The sequence below is a fragment of the Aurantibacter crassamenti genome (assembly GCF_016811105.1).
GTDB lineage: Bacteria > Bacteroidota > Bacteroidia > Flavobacteriales > Flavobacteriaceae > Aurantibacter_A > Aurantibacter_A crassamenti.
On record NZ_JAFBGM010000002.1, the window covers coordinates 1107325 to 1125926 of the forward strand.

Annotated in this window: 18 protein-coding genes; 11 read left to right on the top strand and 7 right to left on the bottom strand. The window is 33.2% G+C overall.

All coding sequences use genetic code 11. From position 1 onward, the window contains the following. The first annotated feature begins 22 nt into the window (after positions 1 to 22). Entirely contained in the window at positions 23 to 382 is a 360-nt protein-coding gene (locus JQC67_RS17430; protein ID WP_203254192.1) for a DoxX family protein, read from the top strand. A gap of 71 nt (positions 383 to 453) precedes the next feature. Here JQC67_RS17430 and JQC67_RS17435 read toward each other — a convergent pair whose 3' ends face one another. Continuing rightward, positions 454 to 1035, bottom strand: coding sequence for a hypothetical protein (locus JQC67_RS17435; protein WP_203254193.1), 582 nt, complete (start codon positions 1033 to 1035; stop codon positions 454 to 456). A gap of 233 nt (positions 1036 to 1268) precedes the next feature. On the opposite strand from JQC67_RS17435, the gene JQC67_RS17440 reads away from it, so the two are divergent. Beyond that, positions 1269 to 2141 carry an AraC family transcriptional regulator gene (locus JQC67_RS17440; RefSeq protein WP_203254194.1) on the top strand — a complete coding sequence of 291 codons (873 nt, stop codon included), beginning with the start codon at positions 1269 to 1271 and terminating at the stop codon, positions 2139 to 2141. 5 nt (positions 2142 to 2146) lie between these two features. Beyond that, complete coding sequence (locus tag JQC67_RS17445; RefSeq protein ID WP_238934886.1) at positions 2147 to 2743, top strand: alpha-ketoglutarate-dependent dioxygenase AlkB family protein; 597 nt, start codon at positions 2147 to 2149, stop codon at positions 2741 to 2743. Positions 2744 to 2903: 160 nt separating this feature from the next. Here JQC67_RS17445 and JQC67_RS17450 read toward each other — a convergent pair whose 3' ends face one another. Then, entirely contained in the window at positions 2904 to 3677 is a 774-nt protein-coding gene (locus JQC67_RS17450) for a S1/P1 nuclease (RefSeq protein WP_203254195.1), read from the bottom strand. A 218-nt stretch (positions 3678 to 3895) separates the two neighbouring features. Here JQC67_RS17450 and JQC67_RS17455 point away from each other — a divergent pair, with 218 nt between their 5' ends. The 8 genes from JQC67_RS17455 (at position 3896) to JQC67_RS17490 (ending at position 13088) form a co-directional block, all read left to right on the top strand. Next, on the top strand, positions 3896 to 6151 hold the full coding sequence (locus JQC67_RS17455; RefSeq protein ID WP_203254196.1) for a penicillin-binding protein 1A: 2256 nt from the start codon (positions 3896 to 3898) through the stop codon (positions 6149 to 6151). Between the two features lie 93 nt (positions 6152 to 6244). Beyond that, the gene (locus tag JQC67_RS17460) at positions 6245 to 7105 is read left to right on the top strand and encodes an SPFH domain-containing protein (RefSeq protein ID WP_203254197.1); all 861 of its coding nucleotides are present in this window, start codon (positions 6245 to 6247) and stop codon (positions 7103 to 7105) included. Between the two features lie 3 nt (positions 7106 to 7108). Continuing rightward, positions 7109 to 7591: a hypothetical protein gene (locus JQC67_RS17465; RefSeq protein WP_203254198.1), complete on the top strand. Its 483-nt coding sequence runs from the start codon at positions 7109 to 7111 to the stop codon at positions 7589 to 7591. After that, the gene (locus JQC67_RS17470) at positions 7584 to 7754 is read left to right on the top strand and encodes an Arc family DNA-binding protein (RefSeq protein WP_203254199.1); all 171 of its coding nucleotides are present in this window, start codon (positions 7584 to 7586) and stop codon (positions 7752 to 7754) included. The genes JQC67_RS17465 and JQC67_RS17470 overlap by 8 nt, the downstream gene beginning before the upstream one ends. A gap of 237 nt (positions 7755 to 7991) precedes the next feature. Continuing rightward, positions 7992 to 10193, top strand: coding sequence for a DUF5916 domain-containing protein (locus JQC67_RS17475; RefSeq protein WP_203254200.1), 2202 nt, complete (start codon positions 7992 to 7994; stop codon positions 10191 to 10193). A gap of 11 nt (positions 10194 to 10204) precedes the next feature. Continuing rightward, positions 10205 to 11005 (top strand): Cof-type HAD-IIB family hydrolase, encoded by an 801-nt coding sequence (locus tag JQC67_RS17480; protein WP_203254201.1) that lies wholly within the window; start codon positions 10205 to 10207, stop codon positions 11003 to 11005. 31 nt (positions 11006 to 11036) lie between these two features. Then, positions 11037 to 12314, top strand: coding sequence for a DUF819 family protein (locus JQC67_RS17485; RefSeq protein ID WP_203254202.1), 1278 nt, complete (start codon positions 11037 to 11039; stop codon positions 12312 to 12314). A gap of 66 nt (positions 12315 to 12380) precedes the next feature. After that, positions 12381 to 13088 (top strand): DUF4369 domain-containing protein, encoded by a 708-nt coding sequence (locus JQC67_RS17490; protein ID WP_203254203.1) that lies wholly within the window; start codon positions 12381 to 12383, stop codon positions 13086 to 13088. Positions 13089 to 13130: 42 nt separating this feature from the next. Here JQC67_RS17490 and JQC67_RS17495 read toward each other — a convergent pair whose 3' ends face one another. From JQC67_RS17495 to JQC67_RS17515, 5 genes are all read right to left on the bottom strand, one after another. Next, the gene (locus tag JQC67_RS17495) at positions 13131 to 13400 is read right to left on the bottom strand and encodes a hypothetical protein (RefSeq protein ID WP_203254204.1); all 270 of its coding nucleotides are present in this window, start codon (positions 13398 to 13400) and stop codon (positions 13131 to 13133) included. A 43-nt stretch (positions 13401 to 13443) separates the two neighbouring features. After that, positions 13444 to 14412, bottom strand: a complete 969-nt coding sequence (locus tag JQC67_RS17500) for a type I phosphomannose isomerase catalytic subunit (RefSeq protein WP_203254205.1) — start codon at positions 14410 to 14412, stop codon at positions 13444 to 13446. Positions 14413 to 14468: 56 nt separating this feature from the next. Further along, entirely contained in the window at positions 14469 to 14879 is a 411-nt protein-coding gene (locus tag JQC67_RS17505) for a 6-pyruvoyl trahydropterin synthase family protein (protein WP_203254206.1), read from the bottom strand. Positions 14880 to 14890: 11 nt separating this feature from the next. Continuing rightward, positions 14891 to 15406: an isopentenyl-diphosphate Delta-isomerase gene (idi, locus tag JQC67_RS17510; RefSeq protein WP_203254207.1), complete on the bottom strand. Its 516-nt coding sequence runs from the start codon at positions 15404 to 15406 to the stop codon at positions 14891 to 14893. A gap of 89 nt (positions 15407 to 15495) precedes the next feature. Next, complete coding sequence (locus JQC67_RS17515; RefSeq protein ID WP_203254208.1) at positions 15496 to 18348, bottom strand: T9SS type B sorting domain-containing protein; 2853 nt, start codon at positions 18346 to 18348, stop codon at positions 15496 to 15498. Positions 18349 to 18602: the final 254 nt, after the last annotated feature.

Here is an 18602-nt window from a genome sequence, read left to right on the forward strand (position 1 = left end):
TATACACCTTAAAATTCAACATATGAATTATCCTTGGCATTTATACCTTATGGCTGTTATTTATATAGTTGCAGGTATCATGCATTTTGTAAAACCCAAAATGTACAGCCGAATTTTACCAAGTTATTTACCGGGGCATAAATTTTTAGTAATGTTTAGTGGTGTTGCTGAAATTATCTTGGGAGTCGCTATTTGTTTTGCAGCTACTAAAAATTTGGCTTTGTACCTTATAATTGTAATGTTAGTATTTTTTCTACCCGTTCATATTCATATGCTGTATAATAAAAAGGCAGCAATGGGACTTTCAAAATGGATGCTTATTAGTCGCATACCACTACAATTTATTTTGATGCTTTGGGCGTATTTCTACTTGAAATATTAAAACAACAAAAAACCGAAGATTCTCAGGCCTTCGGTTTTATTGTTCAACTCAACTTAACTTAACTTAATCAACTATTTTACCGAGACAGCTTCATAGAAAGTTTCTGAATCGCTCTTAAGAACGATAGAATACTCTCCTTCTATAGCGTCTGTGAAATTAAATATTTTTGAAACTGACATTTCTTCTACAAAAGTTTCTTTGAAAAGCTTTCTACCTGTAGCATCGTAAACAACTACATCAACTGGTTCTTTTGTAAGGTTCAAGTAGTTTAAATAAACAACTCCGTCTATTTTTCTATATACAGGCTTAAACTCTTCAACTGTATCTAGAATAACAATTTCATTTTTAGAAACACTTAATGAATATGTAATTTCTTTAATTGAATTTTCAACAATTAAAAAATAGTTACCTATTGCTAAAGTTTCTAAATTGAATTTCTTTACATAGTCTTCAACACCTTCAACATAATCTGAATAAATAACGTTACCATCGTTATCAATAAAACTAAGTGAAGTGTTGTCCATTTTATCATCCCATTCGAAAACAACACTCTTAGAAGATTTTTCGGTAATTAATTTAGGCTCTTTAGCCGAAATCGAAGTGCTTACGAATAATAAAGCTACTGCTGCAATTGTTCTGATTACCTTTTTCATAATTTACTGTTTTAAGACCTGCTTAAAAAGCAAGTGGGTTAATGAATTATTTACACTACAAATCTACCACAGGTATCAACCCTGTACTACCACAGTTTTTCCCAATTTATGTTCTATATTAACACAATGTTAGGTTAATTAAATGTAAAGAGGTAATTTAGCACATATTTGAGGTAATTGTATAGAGATGCACGTCAATAGGTGTATCTAATTTTGTATAAAAATTGTAACTTATGATTAATCTAAAGCCAACCTACGAGGCAATAGAACCCAACTTTGGTAATTCCTTTACCTTTCAGAGATTTGATAAAAACAGACTCAACAAGAATAATGTATGGCATTATCACCCAGAAATAGAGTTAGTATATGTAAACGGTGGTGCTGGTAAACGGCAGATTGGTAGTAACCTTTCCTATTATACAAATGGTACCCTTATATTAATAGGTAGTAATTTACCGCATTGTGGATTTACTGATAAACTTACAGGCAATAGAAATGAGACTGTAATTCAAATGAAGAAAGATTTTTTAGGAAATGAATTCTTCAGTATTCCAGAAATGGAGAATATTCAAAAACTTTTTGAAATAGCTAAAGCTGGAGTCGTTTTCTACGGAGAAACCAAAACAAGGCTCGGTGCTATGATGGAAGAGCTTGTAGACAAAACTAATTTTGACAGATTATTAGCCATTTTAAAAATACTAAACTGTTTAAGTACCACAGATGAGCATAGAATATTAAATGCAGAAGGTTTTTCAATGGCAGCTGATATTAAAGATAATGACCGAATTAATATAGTATTTAATCATGTGAAGTCTAACTTTAAAGAAGAGATAACTTTAGATGAAATCTCAAATTTGGTAAGCATGACCATTCCTTCATTTTGTCGTTATTTCAAGAAAATTACAAATAAGACCTTTACACAGTTTGTTAATGAATATCGTTTGGTACATGCGTCTAAGTTATTAGCAGAACAACCATTGAGTATAACTGAGGTTTGTTTTGAATGCGGATTTAATAACTTTTCACATTTCAATAAATCATTTAAAGCTTTTACAGGTCAAAATCCATCGCAATATAGAAACCAATTGAGGCAAGTAATCTCATAGAAATTTTGAATTTTTCAAAACCCTTTAATTTAAACTTACCGGATAGTGAAATTCTTTATTTTAAAGATTTTCTAAATAAAAGTGAAGCGGAGTTCTATTTTGAAAGTTTGAAAACGAATGTACCTTGGCAACAAGATAACATTAAGGTTTATGGTAAAGTATACGCGCAACCAAGACTAACGGCTCTATATTCAAATAACAGTAAGCCTTACTCCTATTCTAATATCACCATGCATCCGCATGAATTTTCAAAAGAGTTATTGGCTATAAAACAAAAAGTTGAACACGTCGTGTCTAAGGTTGAATTCACAACATGCTTACTCAATCTTTATCGTGATGGAAAAGACAGCAATGGCTGGCATGCTGATAATGAAAAAGAATTGGGTGAAAATCCAATAATTGCTTCTGTAACTTTGGGGCAAGAACGTTTTTTTCACTTGCGCCATAAAAAAGACAAAAGCCTTAAACATAAAATTCTTTTGCAACACGGAAGTTTATTACTGATGAAAGGCAAAACACAACATTATTGGCAACATCAGATTGCTAAAACAGCAAAACCAATTTCAGAAAGAATAAACGCAACTTTTAGAATAATAAAATAAAAAAAGACGTCCGTATGCTCAATGCAATCGGACGTCTTTTTTTAACCTATGATGAGAAGTTGCATACTGTCTTTAATCTGCTGGTAAATCACATTAATTTGCTCACACCCAACTCCGATTAATACTATGCAAATGGCATGCCAAAATTCAGCAATAGTTATTATGAGAATAAATCATTTAGCACCTTAGCTAAACGAAGTCCACCCTTTTGCAATTGCGCTTCAACAGTATCCCACCAAACATAACTATAACGATAGTACAGTTTATCACCAACTTCAACAGAGTCATAAATTCGATCTGCAACTTCTTGAGATTCTTCAATCCAATCTAAAACATCACCTTTTTGAATAGCTTTTACTTGGCCTTTATTCAAAGCTGGTAATTTAGCAGCAAGTTCAGTGTAACTCATACCATAATCATTGATCATATTACTATCCCAAACCTTATGTAAATTGGTGCCTTTATTAAACCATTGTAGTTGAATATCATTACCGCCTTTATCTTCTAATCTACCAATATGCATAGGTTGGTGTAAGTCGCCAATAAAATGCACCAACATTTTTAAGTAAAATACTTTATCTGCTTTAGAACTATTCTCATCTTTTATGATGCGCTTGCACTCATTAATAGCTGTTATTAAATCGCCATATTTATTTGGTGCATCATCACCATAATCTTTTCCTTCAGCAATGTTTGCATAATGCCATGCATTAAATTTTCTATAAATAGAATCAGCTTTTATTTCATCTGCAAAATTTGAAACAGCCGCTAAACTTTGTCCATTCAATAATTGGTTTAATGTCTTTTTAGTTTTCTGGTTTAACTGTTGTTGTGCAACTTCTCCTATAGTTCTATGGCCAGTTTTAGACCAAATAGGACCGTCAGCAAAAGCGAATTGAATTGATAACAAAAACAGTACAATTATTTTTTTCATTTCAGTTATATTTAAACTGGAGTAACCTCTTGCTTTATGCGAAAATAATTCATTTTATTTCCAGCTCATCCATTTTTATGATTTCATATTCCTTTTTTAAATCGAAAGAAAAGATGAGAACATAGGTTAAAAGTAAAAAAACGAACTCTAATCTATTGTTAAGAAATTGCGCAGATTGAAAATTTAATTTGATCTTGCAAGCTTACTATTTTACATCCATGTTGAAAAAAATAAAATCTAAGTTTTTTAAATATTTTACTATTATCTGTTTTATAGGTATAGTAGGTGCTACGCTATTAATTTTTAGTGTTCGATTAGGGTTATGGGGCCAATTGCCAGATAACGAAGAGCTTTCAAATTTTCAGTACCAAAGAGCATCTGAGGTTTATACTGCAGACAGTGTGTTAATAGGTAAGTATTATCTTTTTGACCGCCAGCCTATTGCTTTTGAAAAAATTCCGGAACATTTAATTGAGGCACTCGTTGCTATTGAAGATGAGCGTTTTTATGAACATAAGGGTATAGATTATCCTAGTCTTTTGCGTGTGGCCTTAAAAACTATTTTATTACAAGACCAATCTTCAGGGGGCGGTAGTACACTTACACAACAATTAGCAAAAAACTTATACCCTAGAAGAGAACGAAAAAAAACGAATATTGCCGTAGATAAAATCAAAGAGATGTTTATCGCAGCTCGACTTGAAGATTTATTTTCTAAAGAAGAAATAATTACCCACTACCTCAATACCGTTTCTTTTGGTGACAACACCTTTGGTATTGAAAGTTCTTCTTTAAAATTCTTTAATAAAAAAGCACAAGAATTAACTATTGAAGAAGCTGCCGTTTTAGTGGGCATGTTGAAAGCAACTTATGGTTATAATCCGAGAATATATCCGAAGAAAAGTTTAGAACGACGCAATTTGGTCATACAGTCAATGGCTAAAAACAATTTTATTTCTGAGAATGAAAAAGATAGTATTTCAGAAATACCATTGAAATTAAACTACAGAGATTTTGATTATTCTGACGGACTTGCTCCATATTTTCGGGAAGAAGTTCGCAAGAAAATGTTACAATGGGTGAGCAAACAAAAAGAAGAGGGCAACGATTATAATATCTATACCTCAGGCCTGAAAATTTATACCACGCTAGATTCAAAAATGCAACGCTTTGCAGAAGAAGCCATGATAAAGCACATGTCTTCTTTGCAAAATAAATTTGAGAAAAGTTATGGTAAAAATGCACCCTGGCTCACCGATAAAAATCTAATTACCAAATTAGTAAAACGAACTAATGCTTATAAAAATTTAAAGGAGACAGGTTTAAAAGATTCACAAATCATGGATTCACTTCGAAAAAAGAGGACTATGAATTTGACGGATTGGTCAGGTGAAAAAACTGTAGAAGCTAGCGTTATTGACAGTGTAAAACACTATATGAAGTTTTTGAACACAGGTTCATTAGCAATAGATTCAAAAACAGGTGCGGTAAAAACATGGATTGGCGGGGTGAACTTTAAACATTTTAAATTTGATCATGTGGCACAAAGTAAACGCCAAGTCGGTTCTACTTTTAAACCCATAGTATATACCGCTGCATTAGAAGTTGGTATTTCACCATGTACATATTTTTCAGCCGAAGAAGTTGAATATGATAATTTAAAAGGATGGTCACCCAGCAATTCAGGTGATACAGATGAGCAATACCTCAATTATTCTATGGAAATGGCACTTAGTAATTCTGTGAATACAGTTGCTGTAAAAATTCTAGAGAAAACGGGCATTGATAATGTTTTAGTACAAGCCAAAAACATGGGCATATTTTCTAAGTTACCCAAACAGCCCTCTTTAGCTTTGGGTACAGGTGAAATTTATGCTAATGAATTGGCTGGTGCTTATGCCAGTTTTGTAAATAATGGCAGGGCCGTATTACCGTATTTAATAGAAAAAATAACAAATCAAAAAGATTCCGTTTTAACCAATTTTGAGCCAAAAAGAGCCGTAAAAAGTGCTTTTTCTAAAGAAACTGGTGAAATTATGCTTGAAATGATGAAATCTACAATAAATCAAGGTACGGCATCTCGACTGCGTTCAACGTATAAATTACGTAATGATATTGCTGGAAAAACGGGGACAACACAAAACAATAAAGATGCTTGGTTTGTTGCTTTAACTCCAAAAATTGTTCATGTTACTTGGGTGGGTTTAGATAATCATGAAATTGGTTTTAAGAACACCAGCTTGGGTCAAGGTGCCAATGCTGCCCTTCCCCTATTTGCACTTTGGATGCAAAAAATGAATCAAGAATCAGATTTCAATTATATAACACAGGCGCGCTTTCCTAGACCTAGTAATTCAGTATTAAGAAGTTTAGATTGTGAGCCCATAAAGCGAGACGGTTTTTTCAAGCGACTTTTTAAAAATCCGAATAAAAAGAAAGTAAAAAAGTTTCGCTCTAAAAACACCAATACATAAAGGTCAATTTTTTTTAGTCAATAAAATGATGTTGTATTGTTTATTTTGATATCTTTATGATATCATTTTAATATCAACCAAAAATTTATGATCATGACAAACGAGAAAGAAATTAGCCCAATGAATGGTTACATTATGATTTTACTTCTTGTACTACTACTATTTGGTGGTGCATTCATGTTATTACGGTTTCATCCAGCGTTACCAGTAATTGCAATACTATGTGCAATACTCATTGTACCTGGTTTTGTTTTAGTAAACCCTAATAGTTCAAGAGTTTTGTTATTATTCGGTAGTTATGTAGGCACAATAAAGAAAAATGGCTTGTTTTGGGTTAATCCTTTATATACAAAAAAGAAAATATCATTGCGTGCCAGTAATTTTGATAGTGAACGTTTAAAAGTGAATGATAAGTTGGGGAACCCCATAATGATTAGTACAATATTAGTATGGCGGGTAACCGACACCTATAAAGCCGCTTTTGATGTTGATGACTATCAAAATTTTGTACGCGTTCAAACTGATGCCGCTGTTCGTAAATTGGCAAGCATGTATCCGTATGATAATTTTGCAGACGAAGGTCTTGATGAAGATATTACCTTACGGTCGAGTTTAAATGAAGTTAGTATAGCCTTAGAAAAAGAACTTCAAGAACGCTTGTCAATGGCTGGTATTGAAGTTCTAGAAGCTAGAATTGGTTATTTAGCCTATGCACAAGAAATAGCAAATGCTATGCTGAAAAGACAACAAGCAACAGCAATAGTTGCCGCAAGACATAAGATTGTAGAAGGTGCGGTTAGTATGGTAGAAATGGCACTTGATGAGCTTAACAAAAAGAATGTTGTTGACCTTGACGAAGAACGTAAAGCAGCAATGGTAAGTAATTTAATGGTGGTTTTATGCTCAGATAAAGACGCAGCGCCAATAGTAAATGCGGGAACCCTAAATCATTAAGCAATGCGAGTTTTTAATGAAGTACAACGTTTTAAGCAATGGTGGTTATGGCTAATGTTACTGGCTATCTTAAGTTTTCTATTATATGATTTTTTCACTGTTGAAAAATCTGAAGAAAATTCAATAGCCCTATTTATTGGTATATTCACTATAATACCCGTTGTACTATTGTTTGTTACAATGAAGTTAAAAACTACGATTAATGAGATTGGCGTACACTATCAATTTAAACCATTTCAATTTTCAAATAGAACTATCCGGTGGTCAGAAATTGAAGAATGTTACCTTCGCACATACAAACCCATAAGTGAATATGGTGGGTGGGGATTGCGCGGTACATCTCGCAATAACAAAGCATATAATGTAAGTGGAAATAAAGGCATACAAATTGTATTAAAAACAAAAGATAAAATACTTGTTGGTACTCAGAAAGAAAAGGATGCCCAACAAATAATTCACCGTTATTTTAATAAAGGGAATGAGTAAAAAAAAGGCTTTCGCGCTACGTTTAAATGAAGAAATGCTTAAAGCAATTGAAAAATGGGCTGCAGATGAATTCCGCAGTACCAATGGCCAAATTGAGTGGATGCTTATGAAGAGTTTAAAAGAAGCAAAGAGAGATCCTAAAAAAAATACCAATAAAGAATAGTAACTATTAAATGGCAATTAGCCGATTACTAACTTTTTAATACGTTTTCAAAAACCAATTTCAGCTGAACAAAGTTGAATCGTCTACCATTAAAACGAAAAAGTATATTAAGCACCTTTTTAAAAATTTAAATAGAAAATTTTAGAACTAAATAATTCTTAAAATGGCATAAAAAAATTGGGATTTATTTAACTCAATATTCAATTAAATTTGAGTTACCAGCCAAACCAATTATCAATGCCACGATTTTATAGCGCTTTATTGTTCTTGCTATTCTCGTTTTTAACCTATTCACAAGCGCAAAATGATTCATTTACAGTAAAATTTATTTCTGAGACCATAGTGCCAGATGGAATTTTAGATGAAACTATTTGGCAAACAGCCGAAAGTGTTTCAAATTACTGGCAGTATTTTCCCACCGATTCTGTTCGAGCCAAACAACAATCTGAAGTCAAAATATTGTACGATGATCTCAATCTATATATAGGGATTAAGGCACAATCTGTTGGAAAAAATTATGCGCTTACTTCGCTAAAAAGAGATTTCAGAGGATCAGGAAACGATAGTTTTTCAGTTTTGTTCGACACCTATAGTGATGGGCAAAATGCCTTTTTGTTTGGTATAAATCCGCATGGGGTTCGCAGAGAAGGGTTAATTTCAGGTGGTGGTAGTAATCAAGAACGAGACTATAGTCTTTCATGGGATGTTAAGTGGAAAGGCGATGCAAAAATGTACGACGGATATTTTACTGCAGAAATGGTAATTCCTTTAACATCATTAAAATTTAAAGAAGGTGCCACACAGTGGCGGTTTAATAGTTATCGAATAGATACCCAATCAAATGAGCGCAGTTCTTGGGCAAGAATTCCTCAAAATCAATTGATATTTAGTACAGCTTTTATGGGCGACATGGTTTTTGAAAAACCATTGGGAAAATCAAAAACACCGTTAGCGGTCATTCCGTATATAAATGCTATTTCACAAAAAGATTTTGAAATAGATAAAGGTCTAAACAGTATAAAAATTGGTGGTGACGCAAAAGTATCGATAGGCAATAATTTAAATTTAGATATCACTGTAAACCCAGATTTCTCTCAAGTTGAAGTTGATGATCAAGTCACTAATCTTACGCGTTTCGAAGTTAATTTACCTGAAAAACGACAATTCTTTATTGATAATAATGACCTATTCGCGAGCTTCGGAGATGGTTTTGATGTAAGTCCATTTTTCTCAAGAAGAATTGGTATTGCTGAAGACTCATTAGGTGAGACAATAGAAAATAAAATTAACGCAGGAGTACGGCTTAGTGGCAAATTGACAAAAAATCTTCGCGTTGGTATGCTTAATATTCAGACCGCCGAAGACTTAGAAAATGAAATAGCTTCTAACAATAATACCATGTTGGCATTTCAACAACGGGTTTTCTCGAGATCCAATATTGGTGTTTTTTTCATAAATAAACAGTCCTTTAAAGAGTATGATTTTATCGCACCTGAAGATGAGTATAATCGAGTTCTGGGGATGGATTTTAACTTAGCATCTCAAGACAATACCTGGAATGGCAAACTATTTCTGCACAAATCATTTAATCCAAATGATAATGAAGGCAACGTAGCAGCTGGATCTACATTACGGTATAATAGTAGAAAATTCAATCTTTTTTTAAAAGGTATTTTTGTTGATGAAGATTTTAGATCAGATTTAGGTTTTATTAGAAGAACTGATGTTTTCAAAAATATAATTAGTCTAGAGCGCGTTTTCTGGCCAGTAACTGGACCATTTCAAAGTCATTCATTGCGAGTTAGACCGATTACTTTTTGGAAGCCAAGTGATAATTTCAGCAATACGGATTATGATTTTAAATCCACTTGGGAAACAGCATTAAAAAATCAAGTAAAGTTCGGAGTTGAATTGACAAACAGCTTCACTTATCTTTTTGAAGATTTTGATCCAACCAATACTGATGATGCTATAGAATTACCAAAAAATCATGGTTATCATTATAATTATTTTACACTCACTTACGAATCTGATAAGCGTAAAATTTTTGGATATGAGTTTGAATCAACAATAGGTAGATTTTATAATGGAAAAAGATTTTCAATCATAAGCGAAATGTCATTGCGGTTTCAACCAAAAGTTTTTCTTTCGCTACAATTAAATTACGATAAAGTAAACTTACCAAAACCCTACCCTAGTGCAGATATTTGGTTGGTAAGTCCTAAAATTGATGTCACCTTTAGTAAATCACTTTTTTGGTCTACACTAGTGCAATACAGTAACCAGAAAGATAATCTTGGTTTCAATTCTCGTTTACAGTGGCGTTTTGCACCGTTGTCAGATTTATACCTAGTCTACAACAACAATTATTTTGTCAATGCATTTGCACCAAGATTTAGTTCAATAAATCTTAAATTCACCTATTGGTTGAATATATAATATTGAAGTAAATGAAGTATAAAATTTTTTGTTCTGATTTAGATGGCACACTACTTACCACTAAAAGCGACGTATCTGATTTTACCATTTCAGAAATAGCCCGAATAAAAGAACAATTAAAGATTTTCTTGGTTTCTGCTCGCATGCCTCAGTCAATGACCTATTTACAAAAAAGACTTGGTATTGAAAACCAGCCCATAATATGTTATAACGGTGCGTTAGTTCTTGATGGTACAAATGAAATTTTATCAATCTCGATCAAAATTGAGGCGGTTGAAAAAGTATACGAATTGGCAAAAGTGGAACATATAAAGCTAGGCTTATATTATAATAGCGAATGGTATGTTGAAGAAACATCAGAACGTGTTGAGAAAGAAATTAAATACACCTGTGCTGAGCCTATTTTTAGAGATACAAATGAAACTATAGCTGATTGGAAATCACGAAACATTAGCGCGCACAAAATTATGTTGATGGGTACCAAAGAATCAGCAGATAAAATATATCCATTGCTTACTGAACAATTAAGTGAGCAAATGAACATATATCGGTCTAACGATACACTAATAGAACTAGCGCCAAAGGCGGTTTCAAAACTGTCAGCCATAAAACTTTTACTTTCTGCTGATGAATCACTTTCTGATGTAATTTCTTTTGGTGATAATTACAATGACACCGAAATGCTACTACATACTGGTTGCGGGGTCGCAGTCGCAAATGCTAGAGAAGAAGTTAAATCTATCGCCAATCATATTACATTAAAAAACACGGAAGACGGTGTTGCGCATTTTATTAAGCAACATCTAATTTGAGTATATTTGAGATTGACACAAATACATTTAAATGACCGAAGCAATTTTATCCCAACCTATTATTTCTGATGATACTGTAGTATTTGGACTATTAGCACTTTGTCTCGGATTCGTTTTTTACACCTCAGCAATAAAAACTGGTTTCTGGAAAAAATTCTACAGTATCGTACCCACTGTTTTAATGTGTTATTTACTTCCCGGAATTTTGACTAGTATCGGTTTAATTTCGGATGAAACGTCAAATCTTTATTTTATGGCAAGCAGGTATCTGCTGCCTGCTGCATTAGTTTTAATGACTTTAAGCATTGACTTAAAAGGTATAGTCAATCTTGGCCCTAAAGCGCTAATAATGTTTTTTACAGGCTCTATCGGAATAATGATTGGTGGCCCTTTAGCAATTTTAATTGTTTCTATTTTTTCTCCGGAAACTGTAGGTGGCAGCGGACCAGATGCTATATGGAGAGGACTTTCTACTATTGCTGGAAGTTGGATTGGCGGAAGTGCAAATCAAGCTGCCATGTTTGAGATTTTTAAGTATAATCCTGATAAATTTGGCGGTATGGTACTCGTTGATATCGTAGTAGCCAATTTATGGATGGCCATTATTTTATTAGGTGTAGGTAAAACTGAAAAAATAGATAAATGGTTAAAAGCGGATAACTCTTCTATTGAAACTTTGAAAATAAAAGTTGCCGCGCATACAGCCAAAATTACGCGTGTAGCTACCCTACCCGATTATATAATAATGCTTTCTTTATCATTTACTGCAGTAGGTTTAGCGCATTTTTTAAGTGGTCATTTTTCAAGTTTTTTAGAATATACATTTGAAGTTATTCGCGATAAAGACAACTTTTTCTCTTCGCTTAGTTCTAAATTTCTTTGGATGGTAGTATTTGCTACTGCTGTGGGAATAGGACTATCTTTCACCAAAGCTAAAAATTATGAAGGTGCTGGTGCTAGTAAAATTGGTGGTATGTTCATTTACATTTTGGTCGCCACAATAGGCATGCAGATGGATTTAGGAAAAGTTCTTGAAAACCCAGGTTTAATTGTCATTGGTTTAATTTGGATTTCAATTCATGCGGGTCTTTTAATTTTAGTAGCCAAACTAATTAAAGCACCTTATTTCTTTTTAGCTGTTGGTAGTCAAGCCAATGTAGGCGGTGCAGCATCAGCTCCTGTAGTTGCTGCTGAGTTTCATCCATCATTAACTTCGGTTGGTATTCTTTTGGCAGTCTTCGGTTATGTTGTTGGTACAGCAGGCGCCTATATATGTGCATTGCTCATGGAAGTTGCGTCGCAGGTCTAGAAATTGACTAGAACAATTATTTATCAAAATTATTTCATGATATTTGCGGCTTATTAAAAAGGAGAAATGAGAAAATTTTTAGTTCTATTACTTATCGCAATAATTAGTGTTTCTTGTCAGGAAGAAAATACAAAAGAAACAATGATGGTTACTGGGAATATTAAAGGCCTTAAAAAAGGCACCCTATATCTTCAACATATTAAAGACACCAGTTTAACAACTGTAGATTCATTAGAAATTTCGGGTGATGGAAATTTTTCGTTGCAAGCACAATTAGAGAGTCCGGAAATCTTTTATTTATATTTAAATAAAAAGGACAACAATGATATCAATGATCGCATTACATTTTTTGGTGAACCTGGTACCATAACAATAAACACTTCTTGGAATACTTTTGATACCAACTCTAAAATCGATGGTTCAGCTACACAAAAAAAATGGGAAGAGTACCAAGAAACTATGTCGCAGTTCAATTTAAAAGATTTAGAAATTATTCAGACTGCAAGAAATACTGAATTAAATTTAAATGAACTTCAAGTAGATTCTTTAATAAATCTTAGTGAAAAGAACGTATTAAGAAGTTATTTATATGCAATTAATTTTGCCTTGACCAACTCAGATTCATACATAGCACCCTATATAGCGCTCAATGAAGTTGCAGATGCAAATAAAATATATCTTGATTCAATAGCTAATACAATGACCCCTGAAGTTGCCGATTCAAAATATGGCAAAGCCTTATTAGCACATCTTGATAAACAGAAGAAAAATTAAGAGACCGTTATTCTAACAGTCTCTTAATTTTGTAATATACTATTATGCTAATTTATTTACTTGCTCAACTAATGCACGTGCTTTAGTTTCAAGTTCATCTTTTACAGAATTTAGATGCTTTTTTCTATTTTCAACTTTACGTTGATTTACTTTGGCTATTAATTCTTCAAAAGTGCTAATTACACTCTCTATAACTTCCTCACCTTCTTTAGAGACATTATTGCTATTACTAGCTTCTACGATATAAACCGCCTCAATGATATCACCTAAAACATTATTGATATCTTTTTTTAATCCTTTAACACTTGCCATAATTACATAAATTTTGTCAAAAGTACAGCTAAATACGGACTCCTTAAATGGTAATCTCCAAAAGTTTAGCTCCCGTTGTATTAATTTTAATGGTAGAACTCTTAGCAGGTATCAAAATAGTTTCTCCTTTTTTTATAGATTCCGAGCCTTCTTCGTTTTCAATTGATGCTAATCCATCAACACACATGTATATTGTGAACGAATCTCTTTGCGTAATATCTTGTTCAAAATTTTGAGAAAGATTTAAAAACTTGGTATTAAAATAAGGACAATCAACCATTTCATTTACACGATTCAAATCTTGTGCATAGTCAACTTTAAAATCGTCTTTCTGTTGGTAATCAATTGCATCTAATGCTTGCTCTGTATGAAGTTCGCGAAGATTACCTTCTTTATCTCGTCTATTAAAATCAAAGACTCTATAGGTAATGTCAGAAGTCTGCTGAATTTCAGCGAGCATTACCCCTGACCCAATAGCATGAATTTTACCCGTATTAATAAAGAACGTATCACCTTCTTTTACTTTTTCATAATTCAAGAGTTCAAGAAGTTTATCCTTCTCTAAACTATCAGCATATTCTTGTTTTGTTACATCCTTATTAAAGCCAACAATTAAACTCGCGTCATCATCCGCGTTCATGATATACCACATTTCTGTTTTACCGAAAGAATTATGGCGTTCTTTTGCAAGTGCGTCATTAGGATGCAATTGGATGGATAAATCTAGCTTAGCGTCAATAAATTTAATTAGAATAGGAAATTCTTTACCAAACCTTTCAAACACACTTTTACCTAACAACTCTTCTGGGTTACTTTCAATCAGTTCTTGTAATGTAGTACCCGCTAAATTTCCGTTAGAGACTGTTGATATATCACCTTCAACTGTTGATACCTCCCAACTTTCTCCGGTGATATCTGATTCAATACTTTTATTTAAAACAGTTTTCAATTTTTGACCACCCCATAAACGCTCCTTTAAAATAGGATTAAACTTTAACGGATATATATTCATATTACTTTGTTAAATGAAAATATTTCTAATTATAACGTATTTTCCTACGTATTATTTTAACCAGAATAGCTTACGAAATTTCTAGGCGTTTCATATAGCGTCACTTCTAATTCTTTTTCAGTTGTAATATGTGGTCTTAATTTATTGTAAATAAATACAGCAATATTCTCAGCCGTCGGATTCAAATTCTTGAATTCAGCTACTTCTATATTTAAATTCTTATGATCTAATTCTTCTTCAACCTCAATTTTTATTAAATCTTTAAGCACCTTCATGTCCATCACAAAGCCAGTTTTTTGATCAATTTGCCCAGTTACGCTAACAATTAATTCATAATTGTGGCCGTGAAAATTTGGGTTACTGCATTTGCCAAAAATTTCGGAATTTTTTTCAGCACTCCAATCTTTCCGATAAAGTCGATGCGCTGCATTAAAATGGGCCTTTCTACTAACTTTAACCTTTGACATTATTTCAAAATTTAATTAATATGGTCATAAAAACGTTCAAAAATTATCTTGAACCATTCAGTATACTTCTCAGGTGAACTAGCAATATCTGCCTTAATTGCATCGGGTTTTTGCCATTTCCAATTCGCTACCTCATCAGTATTTATAGTTGGCTCATTTTCAAAATAACCTATCATAACATGATCAAGTTCATGTTCCGTTAAACCATTATCAAAAGGGGCTTTATATACAAATGAAAATAGCTCTTTCAATTCAGTTTCAAAACCCATTTCTTCAAAAAGTCTTCTTTTACCTGCTTGCAAATTAGACTCACCCAATCTTTGATGACTACAACAAGTGTTTGTCCATAAAAGCGGAGAATGGTACTTATCAGCAGCACGCTGTTGTAACATGGTCTCCCCTTTTTCATTCATAATAAAAACTGAAAACGCTCTATGTAAGACCGCTTTTTCATGAGCTTCCATTTTTGGCATAGTGCCCAACTCTTCATCGTTCTCATTGACCAGAATAACTTTTTCCTCATCCATACCACAAAAATAGCGCGTTTATACCATTAAAAAAAGCAACCTAGTTAACTGTAAACTAGATTGCTTTTTTTAATAATATGTAAATAGGATTAATTGAGATACAAGTAGCTAGAAAGCTTTTTCATAGCACCATCTACACTTTCATAATTTAAAATGTAAAAATAAGTACCTACTGGTAATTTTTCATTCTGACTTACCGTCGTTCTTCCTCTAGAATAACCATCAAAGTAATTGCTTTGATTAGTATATCCTTCGGTTTCAAATACCAAAATACCCCAGCGATTATATATTTTAATATCGTTATTTGGATAATTTTCGATATTTCTTATGGTTAACACATCATGTACACCATCACTATTTGGGGTAACAACATTAAATACTTCTAATTCATCAACCTGCTGAATTACCGTAAGTATTGCACGATCCGTGAAATAATCAGAAATACATGGATTATTTGGGTCCGTTACTACCAATTGATATTCATATGAATTTATAGAAAAAGGTATATTCGACAATGTTAACGTTGTTGTAGTTGCACCTGTGTAAATTCCGCCATCTGTAATTGGATTCCAGTTTACACCACCATCAGTACTTTCTTCCCATTGAAAGCTAAGTGAAGTTCCACTTGCGGTAACCGAGAAACTAGTATTCTCACCTTGGCTCACACTTTGATCATTTGGCGAGGTACTTATAGTCACTGTTTGATGTGGAGTGGTAACTTCAGGTGTTGTACCTGAATATCCACCTTGACCTGTAATTAATCCGTCTGCATCAACAATAACTGGTGAGTTCCCTAAAATTCCGTCACCATCAGGGTCAGCATGCCCAGCTTCAGAAACATCATAACAAAAATCGTTATCACTATCGGAATCTAAATGATCTGGAATACCATCATTATCACTATTTTGCTCTTGACAAGCTGATACTCGAATGGTAAAATCATCAAAAACAGAATACGCGACATTACCGTCATTTTGTTGATTATAGGTATATAATCGAATAGTATATGTCGTGTTCTCTTCTAAATTAAAACTGGATCCAGCAGGAGTTAAATCGAAGAACTCTGAAACTCCATTTGTAGGATAATGTATTCTTATATCTGAATACAATAACATTGATGTTGCAAAATTATCTTTAGAAATTTCCATGGCTACATCATACGAATTACCAATTATCGTTCCATTAGAATTTTGATACCAGTTCATACCAATTCGCTCAATCATTGGATTTATTAAACCAACAGCTGTTGTAAAACTTACTTCTATATATTCATTTGCTACAATTGCATCTGCATAAGTAGTTGCATCTAAACCGGTTAACTGTAATTCAGAAGCCGGAGAGTTACCAGTAAGACCTGCACCAGTAACTACATTTGTTGTGCTTGCAATTAACCAGTTAGTAATTGCTGGGTTTTGTACAAAGTCATTTGTACGCGTGCCAACAGGGGCATTAAATTCCCATGCAAAATAATCATCATCAATACATTCTAAACCTTCAGTACTATCAAGAATACCGTCATTATCATCGTCTAAATCAGTTCTATCATTAATTAAATCAGCATCTGTATCATAGGCGGTGGTTATATAAACTGATGCCATATCAACACTACCAACAGCATCGGTAATTTCATAGTTAAAAAAATCGGTTCCTATAAAATCTGCATTTGGAGTGTATTCAAAGAAGTCATCATATGAATCTGCTGGAGTATTATTATTATTCAATGTAACACTACCATTAGAAGGTGTGGTATAATTTGTTATTGCACCATTTATTCGAGGGCCAGAACTACCAAAATTATCGTTATCAAGAACATGAATTACGTTATCTAAAGAATTCTGTGAAACATTAATATTGTCAAAAATTGCTTCTAGTTTGATTATTATAATTGCAGTTCCGGTATCGCATACCCCAGTATTTGGAGCAGGAAGACAAACTTCATAATCAAAAGAATCATTACCAGTAAAACCTGGGTTTGGCAAATAATTAAAAGTACCATCTGGGTTAAAAGTCAAAACACCGTTTGTTGGAGATGAAGTCTGTGTATACGTACTACCAGGTGGTACGAGGTCATTTGCTGCAATATCACCATTTCCCTCACGATCTAATTTTATTCTAAGGCTATCATCTTCGGCATAGGTCTGCATTAAAAAAAACTTTCCATCACCGTGATCATTTGTAGCTCCCATATAGCGAATAGCTGTAATAGTTGAACCGACTGGAGCTAGCTCAGAAAGTTCATATAATGCTATACCTATTATTTGATTATTCTCATTATTTCTACCACTACTCCAATAATCACTATTTGCGGTTGGCGCTGCTTGTGGTAAAACACCTGTCAAATTTCCTTCGTTTCTGATAAATGTCCTACCTAGTAACTGTTCTACACCTCCTCCAGCAGGAATACCGTATAGTTCTATATACATACAGTTATTACCCCCTCTTTCGGTAATTGCTATAACACCATCAGGATTTGAAGGTATACCGGGATTATATCTAATAGTTTGTATTTGTGCGTTTGTAGTTGCAATTGACGTGTAATCATTACAAAAATCTGCTCCATTATCTTGGGATTGAAAATAATGGTTTAAGTTCAAAGATTGATAAGCGCTTATGGCACCTGAAACCCAATTTGGATCATCACTACCGCTAACCACTTGAGAACCATTTAGCCAAATGTTATTTTGACTATTACCGCCAGGCCCTAGTCGTGTCATTTCATACGTAGATGGAACAACGAACGTTGTATAATCTACGCCATCAATATTTATTGATTGCAAATTTGCTGGATCGTTAACTGTAGTCTGGCTGTCAGCCCAGTTAAAGGTTACACCAGTTCTAATTGAATTGGCTTGAGCACTCAATGTTTGCGTAAAACAAAGAAGTACCACAACACATATAGGTGTAATAAAAGCAACTAAGATTGAAGAGTAGGTTTTCTTCATAAACTAAGGTTTAGAACAGATTTGGGTTAATGCTCGTATGCAAAGTTAACCTCAAAAAAGCCTTAGTCAAAAATTCTACGACGTTGATAGTATAATAGTCGTTTTGGTGAATTTACTTACATGAAAACGTAAATTTCGGGTGTATTATCTATAGTGTACAATAAACATATTTAGCAATTATCACTTACATAAAATGCAGAATAATACGATAAAATATTAATGAATTTAGGATAAAAAAGACTAAAAGTTCAGTG